The following is a 21,978-nucleotide window of genomic DNA, read 5'->3' as shown; positions in this document are numbered from 1 at the left end:
GTGGCCACCGACGGCGAGGCCATTCTCGGTAGTGGCGACTGGGGCGTGGGCGGCATCGACATCGCGGTCGGCGAACTCGCCGTCTACACCGCCGCCGCCGGCGTCGACCCGCACCGCACCGCACGCTCGCGGTGATGCTCGACGCGGGAACCAACCGGCCGGAGCTCCTGGACAACCCGCTCTATCTCGGCATCCACCACAAACGCGTCGACCAGGAGACCTACGACTTCTTCATCGACGCCTACGTCGACACGGCCGCCACCCTCTTCCCGAACGCACTGCTGCACTGGGAGGACTTCGGCCCGGCCAACGCCCGCCGCATCCTGGACCGCTATCGACACAAGGCGTTCACCTTCAACGACGACATCCAGGGCACCGGCGCCGTCAACCTGGCCGCCGTCCTGGCGGGCGTCCACGCCACCGACCTCCCCCTGGCAGAGCATCGCATCGTCATCTTCGGAGCCGGCAGCGCAGGCATCGGCATCGCCGACCAGCTCCGCGAAGCCCTCATCACCCAGGGCCTGCGCCCAGAGCAGGCCACTGGCCGTATCTTGGCCGTCGACCGACACGGCCTGCTCACCGAGGGCCAGCACGACATGCGTGACTTCCAACTGCGCTACGCCCGCCGCGCGGCAGAGGTCGACGACTGGCGGTATGACGCCGAGGCCGGCGGCATCCTGCTCGACGAAGTCGTCGCGCGGGTGCGGCCCACCATCCTCATCGGCACCTCCGGCCAGGGCGGCGCCTTCACCGAGGACATCGTCCGCGCGATGGCCTCCCACACCGACCGGCCGATCATCCTGCCCATGTCCAACCCCACCCGCCTGGCCGAGGCCGTCCCCGCCGACCTGCTCGCCTGGACCCAGGGACGGGCCCTGATCGCCACCGGCAGCCCCTTCGGCCCGGTCGAGCACGAAGGCGTCACCTACCAGCTCGGGCAGGCCAACAACGCGCTGGTCTTCCCCGGCCTCGGCCTGGGAGCCATCGTCGCCAAAGCCGACCGGGTCACCGACGCCACGCTTCACCACGGCAGCGCACGCCGTCGCAAGACAGACCGACGCCACAGCCGCCGGAGCGCCCTGCCCCCCCGATCACCCAGCTCCACGAGACATCCGTCGCCGTGGCCGTCGCCGTGGCCCAGGCCGCCGCCAGCGACGGCATCGCCCGTACCTCGGTCGACGAGGACACCGAGCAGCGTGTCCGCGCCGCCATGTGGCAGCCGGTCTACCCGCCGGTCAAGGCCACTGACCCACCGACGGCCGGCCACCTCCGGTCCCCCGCCAGCCGCACGGCAGGTACGGGGCCGGGCACAGCACCGCCTCGTGCAAGGGCCAATCGCATCCGGCGGTCCTCACACCGCGTGGCGGGAGCGGATCACAGGTTTCTGCCCGCCGGGCGGGAGCAAAGGCGGCGTCTCGGGGCGTACGGGCCTGCAGGAAGCCAGGATTGGCGAGGCTGCTGGCACTGCCAGCCCGTACCCGTTGGAGGAGACTGCGCTGGACCCCGAGGTGGAGATGCTGATCGAGACGGACTCGGACGCGTACGCGCTGTGGAAGGCGCTGAGCCTGGTCGTGGCCACTCACCCGCTCGCCCCCAGGCCGGTGAGCGAGGACACCGCCGCGGTCTATCTGTCCGTGATGGGTGCCGAGGACCTCGGGCACCGCACCCGCGTCCCGCTCGCCGGGCGCCGGCTCTCAAAGGCCCTGCTAGGCAGTGTCGACACCGAGCCGTGCAGTCGGCGTCCGCTGCCGTCCATCAACGTGAGCAGGGGCCGGGAGGTGAAGTCTGCCGGTTCGTCCTGGACCGCACTCTCTGCTGAACCAAGCCATGGCGCTACGCGCTGCCCAGCGACTGCGGGCGTGCAGGTGTCAATGCATCGACCACCGCGTCGAGCCAGGCACTTCTGCCCCGCCGGGATGCCGCCAACGCTCGGAACTGCCTCGTCTCAAATCCCAAGAGAGGACCGCCACTTCCATCTCGCTCTTTCTGAGCGCGCAACTGATCAATCAGTGCAGGCACGGGCACGTCTTCGTCCAGGGCGAAGCGCATCGCGTCGGCGAGCCCGCTGTCCAGAACGGCGACAGCCGGTGAAGATGAAGTGGGTGTAGCTCCTTTCGAGGGACGGCTTCACCTGCGTGAACTGCGGTCTGGGTCGCTCCCGAGCGATCGGCTCGGCCACCAGGGTGGCTGGCGCGGCGGCCTACGTCCTCCACGCCTGCAACGGTGACCGAGGCGGAACATGAAGTGAGACTCAAGGGCGACCCCTGATGAGAATCTCCAGCGCGCTGAGGTGAGACGTCCCACGCGGCAACACTGACCGGCCGCAGCGGCCTTCCACTAAATCAGTGCGAGGTGCGGATGATCCGGGGACGGCGGGCACACGTGGAGTTGCAGGTTGTAGTCGCCCGCAATGTCGATCAAGGTGAAGTTGCCGCGCCGGGCGCCCAGGGGAGGCGGGGCCGGGTTCGCCGGTTCCTCCTTGGCGATCCAGGTTCCGCTGCCGCCGTCCCATTCCGAGGAGGCGATGGTCAGGAGCGGGACCATCTCTTCGGCGCCGCACTCGGGGCAGGGGCGGTCGACGGGGTCGGTGGGGCTCCAGCGGGTCCAGCCGCCGGTCTTCCAGCCGGGGGCGGTGGAGAGGTTGTTCAGGTAGAGCTCGCCCGGGTCGTACGCGTACGCCTGGTAGCGCGCGGGGTCGATCGTCTCCCAGCGGCTCTTGTCGGCCAGCTGGTCCCGGAGCTCCTCGTCCAGCTCGCTGGGGTGTGGAAATTCGGTGACCTGTTCCGGTGAGAACAGGCACGGCTGCGGGAGGTAGTCGTCGGTCTGGACGATGGGCGGCTCGGGCGGTGCGTCGAGGACATCGGTGACGGCTGCGGAGGAGCGCCAGAAGAGCGCGGTCCGGGGGTGGGCGTACTCCGCGTGGTCGAAGGGGCACCACAGGACCTGGAGGAGGTCCTTGTCGGGCGGGCACGGGAAGGGGATGTCGCGGGCGTAGAGCTGGGCGACGGGGAGAAGGGGGATCGGGCCGTCGAACCATGGGCGGCCCGCCCTGGCCCGCTCCAGGGCCTCCCGTTCCTCGGGGGTCCACTGAGGTGCATCGGGGTCGCGGTGCAGCCGCTCGGCCGACGCAGTGAGGCGGCGACGCTGGAGCCGTATGTCGTCCGGTGACTGGATCTCCAGCGCCGCGGCACGGTTGTGCGGCTCGTCGCAGTACGGCCACGGATCGTCGGCGGGCCACAGCAGCGGCCCGCCGACGGAGCTGTCGTGCACGGTCGGCACGCCCGGCCGCGGGTGCAGCCGGGTCGCCGTGCGCGCCAGCGGGGCCAGTTGAGGGAAGAGCGCGGTGACGTCGAACGGCCGCGGCGGGGTGGTGAATATGGTGTTCACAGCGGTGATGCTGCCAGCAGCCGCTGACAATGGGTGCACCGATCCCCGTCAGTTGACACCGGATCGGTTCGCTGAGTCAGCAGGCAGGCCAGAGGAAGATCCCAGCAAGGTGTGCGCGCTGGAGGCCGAACATGAAGGGGCCGGGATCGTGGACGGGTGCAGCTCCTTCCGCGGGGCAGGATGAGCTGGGCATTTGCCGGTTCGACTCGACTGCCGGTCGTGAAGATCCTTTCGGAACCCGCGGGTTGCTTTTACGCACCGTATGAAGATCCACAGTGTGGAGGGCGTAGGTTGCCGCGCCAGCCGCCCTGGTGGCCGAGTCGATCTCTCGGGAGCGGCCCAGACCGCAGTTCACGCAGGTGGAGCCGTCCCTCGGAAGGAGCTACACCCACCTGAGAATTCTGGTTACGCACCTCGCCAATCGCACGTGGCCCTGACAATCACCGCCCACGGCTGCTCAAGCACTGCAGGTGCGGTACGGCACCAGGGCGGCGAGCCGTGCGGCGGCGCACCGGTGCCCGTCCGGGCGCACCAGCGCGTCATCCGGCGCCCGGGCGACGTCGTGCGCTCAGGACGGAGCGGCCGGGCTGACGTCCTGTGGGGTGAGAGCGGCCAGCTGGGCGCGGACCGTGTCGGCGTCGGGGACGCCGAGGCCGGCGTACAGGCCCAGGGCTTCATCCCAATGGCGGCGGGCTTGAGGCACGTCTCCTGTGGCGTGGTGTGTAGCGGCGATTCCCGTGTGTGCGCGGGCTCGCTCGTACTGGTCACCGGTATCTACGGCCAGAGCCAGCGCCTCGGCGTGCCGGGCTCGAGCCTCCAGCGTCTGGCCGTCCGCTTGCAGGGCCTCGCCCAGGCCGTTGAGCGCATCGACTTCAAGAGCGCGGTGGCCGATCTCCTTGGAGATGTCCAGGGCCTTGTGGTGATGGTCAATGGCTTGCTGATGCTGCTTCTGCTCCCGGTGAACCAGGCCCAGGCACGTCAGCGCGTAGGCCTGGCTGACTCGGTCATCGAGCTGCTTGGACAGATCCAGGGCCTGGTGGTGATGGTCGGCGGCCCGCTGATACTCTCCCTGCCGCCAGTAGACCAAGCCCAAGCTGAGCAAGGCGAATTTCTGGCCGGCGCGGTTACCGGTCTGCTGGGAGATCTCCAGGGCCTGACGATGGTGGTCGGCGGCCCGCTGATAGCGTCCCTGCCGCCAGTAGACCAGGCCCAGGCAGGTCAGCGCGTATGCCTGGCCGTCCCGGTTGCCGGTCCCCTCGAAGAGGTCTAAGGCTCGGCGCTGGTGACTGACCGCCGGCTGGTAGTGCCCCTGCTGCCAGTGAACCAGGCCCACACAAGCCAACGCATAGGCTTGGCCATCCCGGTCACCGATCTCCTCGAAGATGTCCGCAGCTCGGCACTGGTAGTCGGCGGCCTGTCGGTAGTGCCCCTGCTGCCAGTAGACCAGACCCAGGTGATTCAGCACCCAAGCCTGGCCGCCCCGGTTGCCGGTCCGCTCGAACATATTCGCGGCTCGGCACTGGTCGTCTGCGGATTCCTGAAAATGACCCTGTCGCCAGTAAACCAATCCCCGGCATGTCAGTGCGTAGGCCTGGCCGTCTTGGTTGCCGGTCCGCTGAAAGAGATCCAGGGCCTGACGGTAATGACCTACCGCACGCTGATAGTGCCCCTGCCGCCAATAAACCACGCCCAGGTAGCTCAGCGCATACGCCTCGCTGTTGCGGTCGCCGACGTGACGGGCCGCCTCCCGTGCATGGGTGTGGAGGGTTAGCGCGACGGCATACAGTCCCGAGTCATCCAAGTGGCGGAACAAGGTGGTGGCCAGATCCGAGGCGTGGCGGTGCCAGCCGTGCCGGACGGCGTGAGCGCAGACGGCGACCAGGTTGGCACGTTCGGCGTCCAGCCAAGCCCGCGCCGTATCCGGGTCGCCGACCGGCGGGGCAGGTATGACCGGCGTGTAACGGAAGAGCCGGGGCCGCCGGTCCAACAGGGGAAAGCCAAGGGCGATGGTGGCGGTGGTGGCGGTGGCCAGGTAGTGGTCGAGCAGACGGGTCAGGGCAGCCTTCCGGTCAGGACCCGGGTCGGTGCCGGCGGCCAGTTCGGCGGCGTAGGCGCGCAGCAGGTCGTGCATGCTGTAGCGGTCGGGGCCGGTGGTCTGGATGAGGTGGGCGCGGGCCAGCTGGCCGAGCAGGCGGCGGGCCGCGTTTAGATCGGTGCGGGTGAGGGCGGCGGTGGCGTGAGCGTCCCAGTCGGTGCCGGGGTGCAGGGCGAGCAGGCGGAAGGCGCGGGCGGTGTCGGCGGGCAGCCGCTGGTAGGACCAGGAAAGAACCGCCCGCATCCCGGCACCGATGTCCTCGTCTGCGTCCAGCAGGTCCAGGCGCCGCTGCCGGTCGGCGAGTCCGGTGGTCAGGTCGGCCAGGCTGTGGTGAGGGCGGGCGGCGGCGAGCTCGGCGGCCAGCCGCAGGGCCAGCGGCAGCCGCCGGCACAGGTTGGCCAGGGTGGCGGCGGCCTGCGGATCGGCTTGCACACGGGCGCCGATCAGCCGGTGCAGCAGGGTGCGGGCGTCGTCGGCGGGCAGCAGGTCCAGCACCAGGCGGTGGGCGCCGTGCAGGGCGACCAGGCCGGGCAGGGCGTCGCGGCTGGTCACCAAGGTGGTGCAGGTGGCGGTGCCGGGCAGCAGCGGCCGTACCTGGTCCGCGGTAGCGGCGTTGTCCAGCACAATCAGCATGCGCCGCCCGGCCAGTTCGCTGCGGTAGCGGGCCGCCCGGTCCTCCACCTCCAGCGGGACGTCCCGGCCGCGCAGGCCGAGCGCGGCCAGCAGCCGGGCCAACGCCTCCCCCGCGGTCATCGGCCGCTCCGGGCCGTAGCCACGCAGGTTCACGTACAACTGCCCGTCCGGGAAACTGTGCCGCGCCCGGTGTGCCCAGTGCAGGGCCAGCGCGGTCTTGCCCACCCCCGGGGTACCGCAGATGAGGCCGATCACCGTCGCTGTCGAGGTCGCGTCCGAAACCATCAGCCGGTCCAGCCACGCCAACTGCTCTCTCCGGCCGGTGAAGCCGGCCACGTCCCCGGGCAGCAGGCACGGCGCCCGCACCGGACCGGAGCGTTCCGGCAGAGCGCCTTCCGGGGCGGGTGACGTCAGGGCGGGATCGGCGCTGAGCACCGCCCGCTCCAGGCGCTGCAGCTCCGCACCGGGTTCGATGCCCAGTTCCTCCGCCAGAAGTGTCCGGCCCTGGCGGTAGGCGGCCAGGGCCTCGGCCTGCCGCCCCGACCGGTACAGGGCCAGCATCTGCTGGGCGCGCAGCCGCTCCCTCAGTGGATGCTCGCGCACCAGCCGGGCCAGCTCGGCCACCACCCCCGCATGCCGGCCCAGCGCCAGATCCGCTTCGATGCGCTCCTCCAGCACATCCAGCCGGTGCTCTGCCAGCCGGTCTCGCTCGGCCTCCAGCAGCGGACCGGTCAGGCCCTCGCAGAGCCCGCCCCGCCACAGCTCCGATGCTCCGTGCAGCGCCTCGGCCGCCGCGCGCAGGTCTCCGGCGGCCCGGGCCGCCCGGCCCCGCTTCACCTGCGCGGCGAACGTCTCCAGATCGAGTCGGCCGGCCGGCACCGTCAGCATGTATCCGGCCCCGCTCCAGGTCAGCAGCCGGGACGGGGCGCGGGCGGGCCGGCCGGGCTCGAGCACCCGGCGCAGCCCGGCAGCATGCCGCTGCAACAGGTTCACCGCGCGCCCCGGGACCGTCGTTCCCCATACGGCGTCGATGAGCTTGTCCCGCGATATCGGCTGGTTGGCGTGCAGCAGTAGTACCGCCAGCACTACCCGTTGCTGCATCGGGCCGACGTCGAGTTCTGCCCCGTTTCGCCACACTTGCAGTGGACCGAGCACCGCGAAGCGCAACGTCTGGGGCGCCGTGTGATCGTCCATCACCGACTCCCTACCGGGGGCAAAGCCAATCTAGCCCGCCGGAGCCGGTCAGACCCCCGTCGGCGAACGGCATTTTCACCACCCGCTACAAAGGGCGCGTCAACCCGTGCTGCAGCCCCGCCCCGCCTGAGCTTGACTCTGTCGGGGATCTTGGAGTCGTTGAGGTCAGCTGCCCAGGCTTCGCCACGACTTCGGCCGGGGATCTCGCGCCGGTCGAGGTAGTTCTGGAAGGCGGTTGGTCGGCTGGGCATGGGGGCTTCCTCGGTGGGCGGAAGTCCGCTGAGGCGTTCGATGTTGACGGCGATGGCTGTCAGAACATGCTGGACGTGCGCCTTTCCCTGTCCTCGGTAGCGGCAGCGGCGCATGCCGTGTCCGTGAGCAAACTCGTTGACCGTGCCCTCCACTCCGGAGCGAACCGCATACCGGGTCCTCCATTCGGGCGTCTGCTGCTCGGCGCGGACGCGGAGCTGCAGGTCGCGGAGTTCGCGCGGGGGAAAACCCACGGTGCGGGCGCTGTCGACGGTAGACGTGCAGCGGGATCGGACGGGGCAGGGGCGGCACTGGCTCCTGCTGAACCGGGCCACGATCAGCGGGGCCACGGTTGGCGAAGAGGTCGGGTAGGGGCCGTGCCAGCCCGCGCTGACCTGACCCTGGGGGCAGGTGACCTGCTGGCGGTCGTAGTCGATGTGGAAGTCGTCCCGGGCGAACCCCTCGTTCCGGCGGTGCTGACGGGTGGGATTGCTCCGCAGCGGCCCAAAGACGGTGACCTGGTGTTCACGTGCGGCTTGTTCCAGATGGGGCAGAGAGGTGTAGTCGGCATCGACCAGATGCTCGGCGGGCAGCAGCCCGCGACGCGCCAGGCGGATATGGATACCGGGCAGGACCTTGCTGTCGTGGGTGGTGGCCGCGGTGGTGGCCACGTCCGTGATCACGTTGGGGCCGTCGGGAGCGCAGGTCTCGGTCAGATGAGCGGCGAATCCCTTCCAGCTGATGATGTGGCCGTGCCGTGCGTAGCGGGCCGAGAATCAGCTCCAGGCGGGTCAGGTCACGCACCGCGGCCAGGACATGGGTGGAGTCGGTGCGCTGCGTGGTGCGCTCGCGCACCAGTCCGGTCTCCTTGCGACGGGCCAGCGCGAGGTCGAGGAGGCGGTCGGCACGGCCGTCTTCGGCGAGCCGGGCGCGGAAGTCGGCCAACACGCTGAATGAAAAATTCCCCAGGTCACGGGCATGCTGACGCGTTCGTTAGCCAGAGCTTGAGATGGTGGTCAGCTTGCGGGGGCGAGAGCGACATCGTGGCCAAGCGCGTTGAGCCGGCGGACCAGGTCGCGGGTGCGTCGTTGCGGGTCGATCAGGCGGTGGTGGTAGTCGGAGCCGAGGTCGCGGAACGTGGTGTCCGAATCATTGATCAGGTGCCAGGCGGTGATCAGGATGGAGCGGGCGATGGCGACCAGGGCCTTCTTGCGCCCGCGGCGTTTGACGATGCGTCTGTATCGCGCGCCGAGGTAGGTGTCGGTGCGGGCAGCGGCGCTGGCCGCTTAACCGAGGGCGCTCTTGAGCCAGGGGTTGCCCCGGCCGGTCGGGCTGGAGCCGCGCTTGGCGCCGGACTGTGTGGTCCTCGGGGTGAGCTTGGCCCAGCTGGCCAGGTGATCCGCAGTGGGGAACACGGCCATGTCCGGGCCGAGTTCGGCGAGCAGAATGTGGGCGGTGGTGAGTCCGACACCGGGGATGGCGTCGAGCCGCTCGACGAGCGAGGGCCCGGAGCGTATGTGTTCCTCCGGTCCGGGCAGGTCCTGAACAGCGGTGGCGATCTGCTCGTCCAGTCGCGCGATCTGCCCGCTGAGGTGGTCGACGCTGTCCAGCAGCGTCTGGCAGAGGAAGCTGTGGTGGTCCTCGAACTGCCCGGTTTAGAGCCCCTGCCAGGGCGGTCTTCTTGCGGACGAGATTGCCGCGGGCCAGCTCGGCCAGGGCGGGGGCTGCGTTCGCCGGCGATGAGGGCGGCGAGCATGTCACGGCCGGAGGCGCCGAACAGGTCGGTGAGCACGCTGGTCACCTTGATCTGCGCGTCGTCCAGGATCTTCTCCACCCGCTGCTTGTGCCGGCTGCGTTCTTGGTTGAGGACCGCGCGCAGGCGGGTCAGATCACGCAGCTGCCGCACCGGTTTCGGCGGCACGAACGAGGGGCGGAGCATGCCCCGCTCGGTGAGCTTGGCCAGCCAGACCGCATCCAGCTTGTCCGTCTTGGGCCGCCCCGGGACGTTCTTTACGTCACGGGCGTTGACCAGCCAGCATTCCAGGCCGCGGGATTCCAGGAGAAAGAAGTACGGCTTCCAGTACGCGCCGGTGGCCTCCATCACCACCCGAGTGACACGCCGGCAGACCAGACGGTCACCCAGCTCCAGAATCGCGGTGGTGGTCGACGGGACGTTCCACACCTGCTGGACCCGGCGTCCCGTCCGGGTCTCGTGGGGCAGGCGCATACCCACCATCCCCGACGCCTTCGCGACATCAATCGCCGCAACCCTCTCCACCAAGTCCTCGGCCGTGCTGAGCTCTTGTGTCTCCGGCACCGTCCTCACCTCGCTTCGACTTCGATCCGGGCAGGCGGCGGCTGCCCATGGAGCGGGAGGGGGCATCGGAAAGCTGAATGGCGTGCTCGAGGCAACAGTGCACGGCCCCTCAGGCCAGCTCCGGCGTCAGACTGTGATGCGGGATCCACCCCCAAGGTGCTGCCGACGCCGACGGACAGCCGCCGACCCAATTTTCACGCCGGGGCAAGGCGTCACGCAGGGATACGGACACTGTGGTGGAAGCCGGGATCGTCCAGCTCCATGGCCATCGCGTATTTGAAGTCGATGCGGCAGCGGACCGCCTCGGCGGCCTGCCGGTCCGACAGGCCGAGCAGGAACGGCAGCACACAGACGGTGGCCAGCTACGCAGGCGAGAGACCCGGACGCCCGTCCCGCGGGTACCAGTCGGCGAAGTCCTCGTCACGCCACAGTCCGTCCAGGCGGTCACGTACCCATATCGCCGTCGTGCCACCCGGGTTGCTCGCCCGCGCAACCTGCGCAGTCAGAGGCGGGACTTGCTCACCGGAACGGGGGCGGAGGGACAACGGGCACCTCGACAGCTGCGTCGATCGGAGGAACCACCCGAGCGTGCCCGTTGATCATGCTGTCGCACCGGGAAACTCCAAAATCTCCGACAGAGTCAAGCTCGACTCACACTTCAGAGGGCTCTTTGACTCCTGAACCTCCACGGAAACCCCAGCTCGGATCGGTACGGCACGACGACCAAGAATCCCGCAACGATCGCTAGATCAGCAGCTCAACGCACCACTCATGCAGTGATCCTTCGTGGATTTGTCACTTATTCGGCCGGTGGCGGCGGCGTGCTGGTGAGCGCGGACGATGGTGGAGTCGACATGGACCAGCCACTCGATGTCGCCGGCCGCGTCCGCCCGGGCCTGCACTTGCTGCAGGGCCCGGGCGAAGACTCCGTCGAGGGCGTAGCGGCGATGGGGGCGCCCCCGCGCGAGCGAAGCCGAGCGTGGGGGAGGGTGTGGACCGTCTTCCACGGCCCGTAGCGTTCCGGCAGGTCACGCCAGGAGATCCCGGTCCGTATCTTGTAGACCATGCCGTTGATCACCCGGCGGTCCTCCACCCGCGGCCGACCCGTCGCGGCCCGTGGAATGAGCGGAGCGAGTAACTCCCACTCCTCATCGGTGCGTTCATGACGGCGTACCACGCCACCATGATCCACCATCTAGCGACCTGCGAAGACGGACCCTAGATGACGGCCCCGGCTTCGAGGTCGAAGGGGACACCTGTGAGCTGCTCGCTCGCCGCCCACAGCCGCCTGCCCTCCGCGGGGTCGTCGGCGCCTGTGGGGAGCTTGGCGGGCTTGGGGGTGCCGGAGGTCTGGTCCCGCCCGGCGGGGCCGATGAACCGGCCCGACTGGACGTACGGGCTGGTCGCCGCGTACAGGGAGGGCCAGGCCGCACCCTCGGGCGAGCCCATGAGCAGGCGTGCGGCGATCGGGGTGACCATGCGGCTCAGGGCGCCGGTGCCGTGCTGCTGCAGACCGGTCATCGCCGACCCCGGGTGGACGACGAGCGCCTCGACGGGGCTGCTTGCGGTGCGGCGCGCGAGTTCGAGGGTGTAGACGATGTTGGCGCGCTTGGACTTGGCGTAGGCGCCCATGGCGCGGTAGCTCTTTTCGCTCATCAGGTCGTCCAGCCTGCCCATCGGCCACCGCGCCGCGCTGGCGCTGACGGTGACCACGCGCGGTGCGGACGAGCGGCGCACGGCGGGCCAGACCTGGGCGTTGAAGGCGAAGTGGCCGAGGTGATTGGTGCCGACCGTCATCTCGAGGCCGTCGTGGGTGGTCCGCCGCTCGGGCAGGTTCATCACGCCGGCGTTGTTGAAGAGCAGGTCGACCGTCTCGGTCTCGGCGATTCGGGTGGCCGCGTCGCGGACGGAGGAGAGGTCGGAGAGGTCGAGCACGAGGGTGTCCGTCCGGGCCTCGGGGGTCGCGGCGCGCACAGCCTCCGCGGCCTGGTCCAGCTTGGTTCGGCTGCGGCCGGCCAGGATGACGCGGGCCCCGTGCCGGGCGAGCGCGCGGGCGGTCTCGAGTCCGATCCCGCTGTTCCCGCCGGTGATCAGCGCGGTGCGGCCGGTCTGATCGGGGATGTCGTCGGGGGTCCAGTGGTTCACTGTTGTCACGCTCCTCGGATTCGTTGATTTTGTGCTCGGTCCTGCGGCGCTCGGCAGGGTCGCGATACCGGGCTGGAAGAGCATGCCGAGGATGCCCTCGGCGAAGGCGGCTTCGGCGATCTTGCCGTTCTTGATGCGGTACACGCCGGTGCCGAGCCACTGGGCATGCTTGCCGGTGGGGTCGGCGCCCATGAAGTCACCGGTGTGGGTGCCGCTGTTGGTGAAGAGCAGTACAACGGTGTCGTCCTCCGCGACGACCTGGATGATGTCCAGGCGCATGTCGCTGAAGGCGCCGGCGGCACTGGGCCGCCGTGAACTGCCTGTAGGCGTCGGTGCCGCGGTGTTCTCCCAGGCTGCCGCCGCGCCAGATCATGTCGTCCGCCCAGAGTTGGTCGATAACGTCGAGACAGCCCCCATTGACGACTTCGTCGATGAAGCACCGGACGACGGCGATGTCGGCTTCGGTGGTCGCTTGGGTGCTCAGGGTGTTCTCGCTTTCCCATGGGTGGGTGTCTGGCCGCCTCACTGGCAGTAGCACCACGCGGTCGCCCGCCTGCAGAGCGGCGGTGACAATGGCGCGGCCCGGGGCCGCGGGAGCTTCGGGTGACGAACCAGCCTTGGACGTGAGAGTGCTCATTTCGGAAGGCGGAGAGCTGCACAGGCGTCGGTCCTGGTGCGCAGCCGAAGACCTGCCCCCCTTTTTTTCAGACCGGTGGTCTATTCGACTGCGACCCCAACGTAGAGGACCGCCGGTCTGATGTCAAAAGACCGGCAGTCTGTAACATGGGGGCATGACGAACTTCCAGCGCGCGCGCAGTGAGGAGCAGCGCGAGACACGGCGCCAGGCCATCCTCGACACCACCGCCGCCATGCTCGAGGAGATGCCCATCGGCGAGATCAGTTTGAACGAGCTGAGCCGCCGCGTCGGGCTGGCGAAGTCCAATGTGCTGCGCTATTTCGAATCGCGTGAGGCGATTCTGCTGGAGCTGCTCGACCGTGCCTGGCGGCAGTGGGTGGCCGATTTGCCTGCCCTTGTGCACGCCGGCATCGACCAGGACGCTCCGGTGAGCCGGCGTGCAGAGCAGTTCGCCGCCGTCATCGCGGGCTCCCTCGCCCAACGCCGGGTCCTGTGCGACCTGCTGAGCGCGCAGGCGGGCGTACTGGAACACAACGTCTCCCCGGAGGTGGCCGCCCGCTATAAGCGCGCGGCCGTGGCCAACGTCGCCGACATCGCGGCGTTGGCCCACCAGCACCTTCCTGAGCTGGGCAACAGCGCACCACAGTTGACCGTAGCCATGATCATGGCCGTCGGTGCCGTGTGGACACACGCACGTCCCTCCCCGGCGATGCTCGCCGCCTACCAAGCCGACCCCTCACTCACCGCGTTCAAGCTGGACTTCGTGACTGCCCTGCAGGAGATGCTGGCCACGCTCACCGCGGGCACCATCGCCCGCGCCTCCGCCTGAGCCCGGTCCTGCCCCACTCGCCTTGGAACATCCGCGCGCGTCATCATCAAGGTTTCGGCAAACGGCACGTTCAGGCAGTAGCCGTGGGCCGGGCCGCGGTGGCCGGCGCGCGGTGGCGCACCGCGACCAGGTACGACAAGACCGCGACCTCCTATGAAGCAGCGGTCTCTCTCGCCTCGTTCCTGCTCTGGGCGAGATTTGTTTGAAGACGGACCCTAGGTCCAATGCCGTGACTTTGTTGGCGATCTTGTGGGTGCGGTGACGAGTCCTGCGGCTGTGCACAATGTGCGGAAGTCGGTGTCCCGGCGTGAAGCGGTCGGTGCGGTGTCGAACCAGTCCGCCAGGCGGGTGAAGTTGCAGGCCATGGCGGTCAGCACGTGCTGGACGTGAGTGCGGGCGAGCCCGCGGTAGCGGCTTCTGCGCAGGCCGCAGGTGCCGATCGCCTGGGACAGGGTGGCCTCGATGCCGGCACGAATGGCATACCGCCGCTGCCATTGCGGATCCCGCTGCTCGAGCCGGTTGCGCGTCTGGATCTCGTGCAGGGACTGGCGGGGCAGCAGGGCGAGGGCCCGTGGCCGGTCGTCGAGTCGGTGCACTGGGCCCGGACCGGGCAGGCCAGGCAGTCCTTCTTGGCGAACTGGATCTGGATGCAGTCGTGCCCGCCGATGCGCAGCGGCCGCCATGCCCGGCTGACCGCGCCCTGCGGGCAGGTGGCCTGCCGGATGTCCCAGTCGATGGTGAAGGCAGTCCTGTTCGAAGCCCTGTCCGGCCTTGGCCTGGTGGCTGTGGTCGGCGGCGACCGGACCGAGCAGGGTGATGCCGTGCACCTGTTACCCGTGGTTTGTTGATGTCGGGCAGTCGTCGCAGTAGAAGGACGAGCAGGGGTGGCTGTCATGACCGCTCGTTGTCCGTGTCCACCGGCGCCGGGGCCGCTCGAGTACTACGCCGCCGGCTTTGATGATCTGCTCGACTCGCTGGCTCAGCGGCGGGGCTTCCGCCAGTACCTGACGGGGCTGCTGGCGCCGCGGGAGCGGAACAAGACGCTGACCTGCCTGGCCGGGGCGGAACCGGTGGCCGGCGCCCAGCACCCGGCGGTGCAGCGGCTGCAATTCTTCCTCTCCGAGTCCCCGTGGGAGCACGAGAGGGTCAATGCCCGCCGTCTTGAGCGGCTGCGGGAGGATCCGCGCACCGCCCCGCACGCGGGCGGGGTGCTGGTCATCGATGACTCCGGCGATCCCAAGGACGGGACGGCGATCGCCCACGTGGGCCGGCAGTGGCTGGGCCGCTACGGCAAGACAGACAACTCCGTGGTCACCGTGACCACGCTGTGGGCGGACGAGAACCTGCACTACCCGCTGCATGCCGTGCCCTACACCCCGGCCCACCACTTCGAGCGGGGCCGCGGCGAACCCGGCTTCCGCACCAAGTGGCGCATCGCCGCCGCCCTGGCCCGGCAGGCCCGGGCGGCCGGGTTTCCCTTCCGGGCGGCGGTGGCCGACGGCGCCTACGGCGACGTGGACGACTTCCGCTGTGAACTGCACGCCGCGGACGTGCCGTTCGTGATGGCCATCCGGCGCCGCCGCGGCGTCTGGGCCTACGCTCATGAGGCCCATACCCCATCGACGCGGCACTGCGGTTGGCCTGGCACGGCCCCGGCCGGCCCGGCGACTGGATGCCGGTGAGTAGCAGCTACCGCGATGGACACACCGCCACCTGGTGGGCGGCGGATGCCACTCTGGGCTTCTGGGGCCCGGACGGGCTGAACCGGTTGGTGGTGGCCACCACCGCCCCGGCCACGCTGCCTGAGAAGAGCACCTGGTATCTGGTCACCGACCTGCCCCGGCCCGGCGGCCCACGAGTCGCCGAATCACCTCACCCGCCCGCCGGTCTCGCCGAGGTGGTGCGGATCTACGGGATCCGCAACTGGATCGAGCAGAGCTACAAGCAGGTCAAGGACGAACTCGGCTGGGCCGACTTCCAGGTCCGCACCGACCGGGCGATCCGCCGCCACCAGACCCTGGTCAACTGCGCGTTCTCCTTCTGCTGGCATGCCGGCCTGCCGACCTGCCCCGGCCGCCGACCCGCCGGGGTCAGAGAGGGGGCGCCCGACCATCCCAGCGGCCTCGCCGGCCCCAGACTCTGCGGGCCGTCCGCAGCTGGCTCACCCCGGCCATCATGCTGCAACGCTGGTGGAAAGCCTGGTCCAGCGCGCCCCCGCCGGCACAACTGCAGGACCTGATCGACGCCGTCAGCCACGGCCAACGACTCGACCCCTACCTGACCCCGTTCTGACAAACCACCGGTAACCGGAATGCCCGTGCTCTTTCGCGGACGCAGCGACACGGTCCTCACCCCCTGGCTCGGCCCTCGACCACCATGTCACCGAACCAGACAGTCCTCCTCGGCTGCCACAAGATCGCCAACAGCACAGCGTTGACCCTAGGTCGCCAGGTCAGCACGTCACCCATCCAGTGATCGTCAATGGATTCGTCACATCGTGGGCGCGCTGGCGGCGCGAGCCAGCGCCCGAGCTATGACTGCTATGACGCCTCGATCACCTACTTCGCCGACGCAGCAAAGCTGGCAGGTGCCGAGCTCACCTACCTTCCCAGGTTTTCCATGCTGGTCCCGCGGATGCTGAACAGCGACGGCGAGGAGGTATCGCCGATGGAGTTCTACGCTCTGTGGGGAAAAGCCTGCGGACGTGGAGTCGGTGGACAACGCTGCCGGTGAACCTGCTGGGGCTGGGAGCGCCGGGAGCCACGATCCACGCCGGCTTGGCCGATGAGAACGACCTGGTGGAATCGGACTCCGGCTGGCCCCGTGGCCTTGCTCCAGGAGCACTGCTGCAACTCTGGGCGGACCGTGACAGCTACATCGGAGTGCGTGACCACGGGAGGGGGAAGCCCCGTGTAGGGCACTCCTGCGTCTTCCTCGGGTACGGAGACGGGAAGAACCGGATCCGCATCGCCGATCAGGTCGGCACCCGCCGCACAGTCATTTACCCGTTGTCCGACTGCGAGCTCGCCATCGGTGTGAATCCTGGGCGTGCTGTGGTGTTCCACAGCGGTACTGGATACCGGCTTTGACAGGTCAGGCATCACCCGCCGTGGCCGACACACTCGAGGTCCAGGTGATGACTTCCCGCGAACAGGCCGCGGTCGACGGCGGCCTGGAGGTCGGCCTGCGTTCGTCTGCTCCGGGCCGGGATCGCGCAGCGGGTTACGGTGCCCGCAGTCCCAGCACCTCAGTCTCCGGGGGTGCTCGAATGTGCCGGAGACGCCGAAGGATCCGTCGATGCGGAAGCCTCCGCAGCCCTGGCACGGCGTGGCCTGGAAAGGCTTGTCGCAGCGGAAGCAGTCGCCTTCCGCGCTGGTCTGGTCGAGGCGGGCAACTCGGGTGTCTGGACTGCCACATCGCACGCAGAACGCTTCTTGGGTCTTCATGGTTCCGATGTGCATCAGATTCGCGGGGACGTTCCCCCTGCTCCGATCCGGCGACGTAGCTGGCGGTCACGGGGCGGGGCGCGTGACACTGAGGCCGCAGGGTTGTTGGGCCGGGGGCACCCCATAGAACCGGGCCCGGGGACGTCATGGCTGATCCCCCGGGGCCCGTGGTGCGTCCTGCTCGGTGTCAGTTCCCTTCGGCCAAACCGTTCACCCGCGTCTAGCCGGGCGTCTCGCAACGCCCGCCGACATACCCGGTCGGGAGAAGACGCCGGTACCGCCGAACCGTCCCGGCCCGCCGCAGCGTAGTGCCGTGCATGAGGCCGATCAACGAGGTGCACCTGGCGGAGCCGGGGCCGGCCATGGTGGAGATCGCGGCGTGCGACGACCGGACCGCTGCTGAGTGGCCCGCCCACTTCGTCGCCTTCGACCTGCTGCGCCTCGGGGGCACGGACACCACCCCGTGGTCCTACCGGCGGCGCCGCGCCGCGCTGCTGGATGTGTTCGCGGAACAGGGGTTGGCGGCGCCGTGGGCGCTGTGTCCGTCGACCCCGCCCCGGCAGAAGCTTTGAACTAACTCCCCCCGCCGGTGGAACGCTCAGCCCGCCACCCGGTGGTGAGGTCACCGCCAGACAGGCGGGATGGCGCCGAGCTGCTCGAGGACGTCCCAGCTCGCCGGGCGGGCCGAGGGGTCGGTCCACGGGGCTCCGAGACCGACCCAGTAACCGCGGCGGGTACGGATGGCCCGCATCGTCTCCCAATCTCCGGGGCGCCCCAGGTCGTCGATGCCGGACTCGCTGCCGCAGGACGGGCAGACCGTCTCGGTGGGCACGCCGTCACGCCAGAACGACGGCCCGGCCAGACCGCAGATCCGGCACACGGTCTCCGTACCCGGCGACCCGGACGCGGCCCGTTCAAGGACGCGCTGCTCCCGGTCGACCGGGGGCGGCGGCGGGGTACGCCACGGCGCGGGGATGTTCATCACCTGCTGGAGCACATCCCAGTCCCGCGGCTTGCTGCGCGGGCACCACCACTGGGCACCGTGGCCGATCCACCATCCCCGGAAGTCGTGCAGGCCCCGTACACCGTCCCACGAGCCGGGCTCCGCGCCCATGTCACCGATGCCGGACTCGCTGCCGCAGCAGTCACAGATGGCGGAGGTCGGCCAGCCGTCCTCCCAGAAGGTGTCGTCGTTCCACCCGCACATGCGGCAGAATTCCTCGGGGGGAACCGGCGCGCTCGGTATCGTCTCGTTGTCCGGCATCCTCAGCGCCACTCCTCGGGGATGTTCTGTATCTGTCGCAGGAGATCCCAGTTCTTCGGGCGACGGTGAGACTCTGCCCAGGGGGCACCCCGCCCGACCCAGTACCCGCGGAGTTCGCGGACCTGGGTGAGGTTGTCGTCACCGATTCCCGATTCGGTGCCGCAGCAGTCGCAGATGACGTACAGGGGGAAGCCGTGGGCCCCCCACAGGATCTCGCCGTCGTCGACACCGCAGACGCGGCACGCGGTCTCATCTCTCTTGTCGGGCATACCGCGATTCTCCACTCCGTCGCGCCGACGGTCCGCGGCGGGCCGGACGATCCCTCACGCCTCGTGCCAGTTCGCCGGTGACCGAGGCCGCCTCGGAGACGGGCGCGGCCACCGTTGGTCATCCCCACAGCCAGGAAACGACGAGACCTCTTCCGAGGGCCGGTTCCGTTCGCCCATCCCGCGCCGGGGTGTTGTCCGTACGATCGAAAGCTGTGATCAGACTGCTTGATCGCGGTGGCCGGTCGGCTATTTCGGGACCGAAGAGAGGCGGATACCGTGAGGGCAGGCCCGGATCCGCACCGCGGCGGACGGAGCTTGTGAGGTCTGCGGAGGTGTGACAGTACAGGCCGTCCCTTGAGCGGCCGGGTCAGGCGGCGGCTCACCAGGGTGATCGATGTCCAGGCAGATGCGCTTCACTGTGCTGGGGAAGGCGTTCGTCGTCCCGCACGTTTCTGCGGGCCCGCGTAATCCAGCTGATGGCCCGCTCCACCACCCACCTTTTCGGCAGCACCTGGAAGCCCTTCTGTCCCTTGGGGCGGGCGACGGTGCGTGGAGCAGGGACCGGCCGACGCTCACGCGGCCGCAGCACCGGTACGTGCCGCATCGATCTCTCCGGGCGACGGCGAGTGAGGCATGCGCGGTGCACGAACGCCGTGCCGGCTCTGTTCACGAGAACCGACAGCACCGGTACACGGGATCGGGAGGCGTCGGCGGCGCGTCGTATTCGATGTTCATGAGAGACGACAGCGCCCCCAGCGCGCCCCGCCGTCGCAGTGCCTCGCCTCGACAAGCCGCGATGAGGCGCCCCGAACAGTTCTGCGTAGTGTTCCGACTCCTTGGCATCCGGCTACGGGGCCCGCGCAAAAACCGATTGGCGGACCACGGCGGCCGTTGCTACTTTTCGCGGAGGCCGTGCGAGAGAACGAGGAGGTGGTGTCCGTGCATGTATCGACATGGGTGCTCTCCTCCGGGGTCACGGTCGGGCGATAGGTCATCCGGGAGCGCCGTTCAAGCTCATTCCCGAAAGGCATGACCATGCCCCTTCACTTCACTTCCGAACAGCGCCTCGACGACGGCGTCCTCGAACGCGCATTCACCCTCGGGGAGATCCCCGGCATCCTGTGGACGCCCGCATCCGCACCGGCGCCGCTGGTCCTGCTCGGCCACCCCCCGCTCGGACTGCACAAGATGTACCCCCGGCTGGTGGCGCGGGCCCGGCGCGCCGCGGCGGATGGCTTCGCTGCGGCCACCATCGAGCTTCCCGGAAGCGGTGACCGGCCCCGTTGGGCCGCCGCCGAGCAGGCCCGCGCCAACCTGCGCCAGGTCATGGAAGCCGGCGAGCCGGTCAGCGACGAGATCGTCGACGCCCTCATCCTCCCGCTCGTCGACAAGGCGGTCCCGGAATGGCAGGCCGCCCTCGACGCCCTCCTGTCGCTGCCCGAGATCGGCGGCCCGGTCGGGTACTCGGGGGGCGTGATCTCCATCGGCGTTCGCCTTGCGGTGGTCGAGCCGCGCATCGTGGCCGCCGGTTTCTTCGCCGGGAGTTTCGTGCCTCGCGCCATATTCGAGGAGGCCCGCCAGGTCACCATTCCGCTGCACGTCCTGCTGCAGTGGGACGACGAAGGGAACGACCGGCAGGCGGCCCTGGCCCTGTTCGACGCCTTCGGCTCCAAGGAGAAGTCCCTGCACGCCAATATGGGCGGACACACCGGCGTCCCGCAGTTCGCGGGGGACGCCGCAGCCCAGTTCTTCACCCGGCACCTGAAGTGAGGCCGGGCCGCCGGGCCATCAGCAGACGGTAAGCCATGTCGGCCGGGATGCTGCTCGTCGAGGGCAGGTCCCGGCGCTCCTCTGCTGTTCATGCCGCGGGCCCCTGCCAACTCGGCAGGGGCCCGCGCTGCCCGAAACCATGGGCTGTTCGATTGCTGCAGTGCTTCGGATGCTGCCCTGAATCGTGTCCAGGTGCTGTCGGCTCTCGTGGACAAAGCCACTCAGAGCTTTCTCACCAGGTGGCTGCCGGGTCGGGCATTGCGCCCACCAGGGCAGTGCTGGTCCCCCGGGAAAAACCTTCGACCAACGTCATACCGGTCCGGCAGTCTCCGGGCCATGACCACACCGCCCTTCATCCCCGGACTGGAACTCTCCCGCCGCTTCTACCTCGAAGCCGTCCGGCCCCTGCTGGACGAGGCCGCACCCGGCATCGCTCACTCCGCCGCCCGTCTCGGCGGCGGCTCGGAGGTCCTGGGATTCGACACCGCCCGCTCCGCCGACCACGAGTGGGGACCCCGGCTCCAGCTGTTCCTGCACCCGCACGACGTCACCCGCCACAGGACTGCGATCAAGAAGCTGCTCTCCGCACGGCTGCCCAAGACCTTCCACGGCTACCCGACCCACTTCGCCGCCACCGCCGACGCGGGCATCCGGATCATGCAGGCGACCGACGGACCGGTGCACCACCGCGTCGACATCACCGATCCGGCCACCTGGTTCACTGCGCAGCTGGGCTTCGACCCCGGCCAGGACGTCACCACGCTGGACTGGCTGGCCACCCCCGCGCAGCGGCTCGCCGAGGTCACCTCCGGTGCCGTCTTCCACGACGGGATCGACCGGCTCGGCCCGGCCCGCGCGCGGCTCGCCTGGTACCCCCACGACCTCTGGCTCCACCTGCTCGCCTGCCAGTGGCAGCGCATCTCCCGGGAGGAAGCCTTCGTCGGCCGGTGCGGCGAAGTGGGCGACGAACTCGGCTCCGCCGTCGTCGCCGCGCGCCTGGTCCGCGATCTGATGCGGCTCTGCCTGCTCATGGACCGCCGCTACCCGCCGTACAGCAAATGGCTCGGCAGCGCCTTCGCCCGCACCCCGCAGGCCGCCGTCCTCACGCCCGTCCTCACCGCAGCCCTCGCCGCCACCGACTGGCACACCCGCGAACACCACCTGGCCCGCGCCTACGGGACCGTCGCCGCCGCCCACAACCGGCTCGGCCTCACCGACCCGGTCGACCCCACCACACGCCCCTACCACAGCAGACCGTTCCAGGTCCTGCACGCCGAACGCTTCACCGCGGCACTGACCGCCCGCATCACCGACCCGGCCGTCCGCGCGCTGCCGCTGACCGGCACCGTCGACCAGTTCACCGACAGCACCGACGCCCTCAGCAACCCGCAGCGGACACGAGCGGTGACCCGGGCCACGGCCTCCGCCCCGAACCCGTGACGCCCCGAAGCCGTGACGCCGTGACGCCGTCGCCAGGCTGCTACCCGCACGCCACCACGCACACCCTCATGCCTCATGAGACACCGCGAAGTCTGGAGAAGGACAGGTGGCGGGCCCTGGTCTCGGTGGAGACCGGACGGGCCGCGCTGCGCTCAAGGCAGGGCACGGACCTTGCGCCGGCGTTCCCGGAGATCCGGTCCGGCAGCGGGCAGCTGCCGGACGCAACGGCGCTGGACGGCGTTACTGACTTCGGCTCATTAGGGTGAGGCGGGGCCCCCGAGGGTGAGGCCGGTGCCGGCTATG

General features: G+C 69.6%; 17 protein-coding genes and 3 pseudogenes. 8 read left to right on the top strand and 12 right to left on the bottom strand.

All coding sequences use genetic code 11. From position 1 onward, the window contains the following. The gene (locus IE242_RS38785) at positions 1–135 is read left to right on the top strand and encodes a hypothetical protein (RefSeq protein ID WP_276530297.1); all 135 of its coding nucleotides are present in this window, start codon (positions 1–3) and stop codon (positions 133–135) included. Further along, positions 135–2,108, top strand: a complete 1,974-nt coding sequence (gene maeA / locus IE242_RS38780; protein WP_276530296.1) for an oxaloacetate-decarboxylating malate dehydrogenase — start codon at positions 135–137, stop codon at positions 2,106–2,108. Before IE242_RS38785 ends, maeA begins: the two co-directional genes overlap by 1 nt. A 229-nt stretch (positions 2,109–2,337) precedes the next feature. Here maeA and IE242_RS35515 read toward each other — a convergent pair whose 3' ends face one another. The 9 genes and pseudogenes from IE242_RS35515 to IE242_RS35485 all read right to left on the bottom strand — a co-directional run bounded on the left by IE242_RS35515 (position 2,338) and on the right by IE242_RS35485 (position 12,299). Further along, positions 2,338–3,387 (bottom strand): hypothetical protein, encoded by a 1,050-nt coding sequence (locus IE242_RS35515; RefSeq protein WP_189866899.1) that lies wholly within the window; start codon positions 3,385–3,387, stop codon positions 2,338–2,340. A 568-nt stretch (positions 3,388–3,955) separates the two neighbouring features. Continuing rightward, a complete protein-coding gene (locus IE242_RS35510; RefSeq protein WP_189866897.1) occupies positions 3,956–7,309 on the bottom strand; it encodes an AfsR/SARP family transcriptional regulator in 3,354 nt (1,117 codons plus the stop codon). After that, positions 7,309–8,229 (bottom strand): transposase, encoded by a 921-nt coding sequence (locus IE242_RS35505; RefSeq protein ID WP_229859905.1) that lies wholly within the window; start codon positions 8,227–8,229, stop codon positions 7,309–7,311. Before IE242_RS35505 ends, IE242_RS35510 begins: the two co-directional genes overlap by 1 nt. Positions 8,230–8,844: 615 nt before the next feature. Beyond that, on the bottom strand, positions 8,845–9,003 hold the full coding sequence (locus IE242_RS38390) for a transposase (protein WP_229859922.1): 159 nt from the start codon (positions 9,001–9,003) through the stop codon (positions 8,845–8,847). 428 nt (positions 9,004–9,431) lie between these two features. Further along, a pseudogene (locus IE242_RS38385) lies at positions 9,432–9,785 on the bottom strand (IS110 family transposase); the annotation flags it as partial. Positions 9,786–10,087: 302 nt separating this feature from the next. Next, a complete protein-coding gene (locus IE242_RS38380; RefSeq protein ID WP_229859903.1) occupies positions 10,088–10,222 on the bottom strand; it encodes a transposase in 135 nt (44 codons plus the stop codon). Between the two features lie 402 nt (positions 10,223–10,624). Next, positions 10,625–10,882, bottom strand: a complete 258-nt coding sequence (locus tag IE242_RS38375; protein ID WP_229859900.1) for a hypothetical protein — start codon at positions 10,880–10,882, stop codon at positions 10,625–10,627. Positions 10,883–10,923: 41 nt separating this feature from the next. After that, positions 10,924–11,070: pseudogene (locus IE242_RS39385) on the bottom strand (transposase); the annotation flags it as partial. A gap of 23 nt (positions 11,071–11,093) precedes the next feature. Then, positions 11,094–12,299 (bottom strand): oxidoreductase, encoded by a 1,206-nt coding sequence (locus tag IE242_RS35485; protein WP_189866893.1) that lies wholly within the window; start codon positions 12,297–12,299, stop codon positions 11,094–11,096. Here IE242_RS35485 and IE242_RS35480 point away from each other — a divergent pair. Then, positions 12,298–12,555 (top strand): hypothetical protein, encoded by a 258-nt coding sequence (locus IE242_RS35480; protein ID WP_189866891.1) that lies wholly within the window; start codon positions 12,298–12,300, stop codon positions 12,553–12,555. The genes IE242_RS35485 and IE242_RS35480 overlap by 2 nt on opposite strands. 256 nt (positions 12,556–12,811) lie before the next feature. Further along, positions 12,812–13,486, top strand: a complete 675-nt coding sequence (locus IE242_RS35475; RefSeq protein WP_189866889.1) for a TetR/AcrR family transcriptional regulator — start codon at positions 12,812–12,814, stop codon at positions 13,484–13,486. Between the two features lie 215 nt (positions 13,487–13,701). Here IE242_RS35475 and IE242_RS39380 read toward each other — a convergent pair whose 3' ends face one another. Beyond that, entirely contained in the window at positions 13,702–14,169 is a 468-nt protein-coding gene (locus tag IE242_RS39380; RefSeq protein WP_373299676.1) for a transposase, read from the bottom strand. 210 nt (positions 14,170–14,379) lie between these two features. On the opposite strand from IE242_RS39380, the pseudogene IE242_RS39510 reads away from it, so the two are divergent. Next, positions 14,380–15,792: pseudogene (locus tag IE242_RS39510) on the top strand (IS701 family transposase). A 1,457-nt stretch (positions 15,793–17,249) separates the two neighbouring features. Continuing rightward, positions 17,250–17,504, top strand: coding sequence for a DUF6207 family protein (locus IE242_RS38365; RefSeq protein ID WP_229859894.1), 255 nt, complete (start codon positions 17,250–17,252; stop codon positions 17,502–17,504). A gap of 50 nt (positions 17,505–17,554) precedes the next feature. Here IE242_RS38365 and IE242_RS39010 read toward each other — a convergent pair whose 3' ends face one another. Further along, entirely contained in the window at positions 17,555–18,196 is a 642-nt protein-coding gene (locus tag IE242_RS39010; protein ID WP_308436811.1) for a hypothetical protein, read from the bottom strand. A gap of 2 nt (positions 18,197–18,198) precedes the next feature. Beyond that, positions 18,199–18,465, bottom strand: coding sequence for a hypothetical protein (locus IE242_RS35435; RefSeq protein ID WP_189866882.1), 267 nt, complete (start codon positions 18,463–18,465; stop codon positions 18,199–18,201). Positions 18,466–19,500: 1,035 nt separating this feature from the next. Here IE242_RS35435 and IE242_RS35425 point away from each other — a divergent pair. Together IE242_RS35425 and IE242_RS35420 are read left to right on the top strand one after the other, a co-directional pair. Next, positions 19,501–20,235, top strand: coding sequence for an alpha/beta hydrolase (locus tag IE242_RS35425; RefSeq protein ID WP_189866944.1), 735 nt, complete (start codon positions 19,501–19,503; stop codon positions 20,233–20,235). A 336-nt stretch (positions 20,236–20,571) separates the two neighbouring features. After that, on the top strand, positions 20,572–21,675 hold the full coding sequence (locus IE242_RS35420; RefSeq protein ID WP_189866878.1) for a DUF4037 domain-containing protein: 1,104 nt from the start codon (positions 20,572–20,574) through the stop codon (positions 21,673–21,675). Positions 21,676–21,978 lie beyond the last annotated feature (303 nt).

Source organism: Streptomyces poonensis (assembly GCF_014650915.1).
Taxonomy (GTDB): domain Bacteria; phylum Actinomycetota; class Actinomycetes; order Streptomycetales; family Streptomycetaceae; genus Streptomyces; species Streptomyces poonensis.
This window is presented reverse-complemented; position numbering and strand designations above follow the sequence as displayed.

Excerpts from the sequence above, each read along its gene's own strand:
- maeA (WP_276530296.1), top strand. The coding sequence starts at position 135 with ATGCTCGACGCGGGAACCAACCGGCCGGAGCTCCTGGACAACCCGCTC.
- IE242_RS35510 (WP_189866897.1), bottom strand. The coding sequence starts at position 7,309 with ATGGACGATCACACGGCGCCCCAGACGTTGCGCTTCGCGGTGCTCGGT.
- IE242_RS35480 (WP_189866891.1), top strand. The coding sequence starts at position 12,298 with ATGTCGCTGAAGGCGCCGGCGGCACTGGGCCGCCGTGAACTGCCTGTA.
- IE242_RS35485 (WP_189866893.1), bottom strand. The coding sequence starts at position 12,299 with ATGCGCCTGGACATCATCCAGGTCGTCGCGGAGGACGACACCGTTGTA.
- IE242_RS35475 (WP_189866889.1), top strand. The coding sequence starts at position 12,812 with ATGACGAACTTCCAGCGCGCGCGCAGTGAGGAGCAGCGCGAGACACGG.
- IE242_RS39380 (WP_373299676.1), bottom strand. The coding sequence starts at position 14,169 with ATGGCGGCCGCTGCGCATCGGCGGGCACGACTGCATCCAGATCCAGTT.
- IE242_RS38365 (WP_229859894.1), top strand. The coding sequence starts at position 17,250 with ATGAGGCCGATCAACGAGGTGCACCTGGCGGAGCCGGGGCCGGCCATG.
- IE242_RS39010 (WP_308436811.1), bottom strand. The coding sequence starts at position 18,196 with ATGCCGGACAACGAGACGATACCGAGCGCGCCGGTTCCCCCCGAGGAA.
- IE242_RS35435 (WP_189866882.1), bottom strand. The coding sequence starts at position 18,465 with ATGCCCGACAAGAGAGATGAGACCGCGTGCCGCGTCTGCGGTGTCGAC.
- IE242_RS35425 (WP_189866944.1), top strand. The coding sequence starts at position 19,501 with ATGCCCCTTCACTTCACTTCCGAACAGCGCCTCGACGACGGCGTCCTC.
- IE242_RS35420 (WP_189866878.1), top strand. The coding sequence starts at position 20,572 with ATGACCACACCGCCCTTCATCCCCGGACTGGAACTCTCCCGCCGCTTC.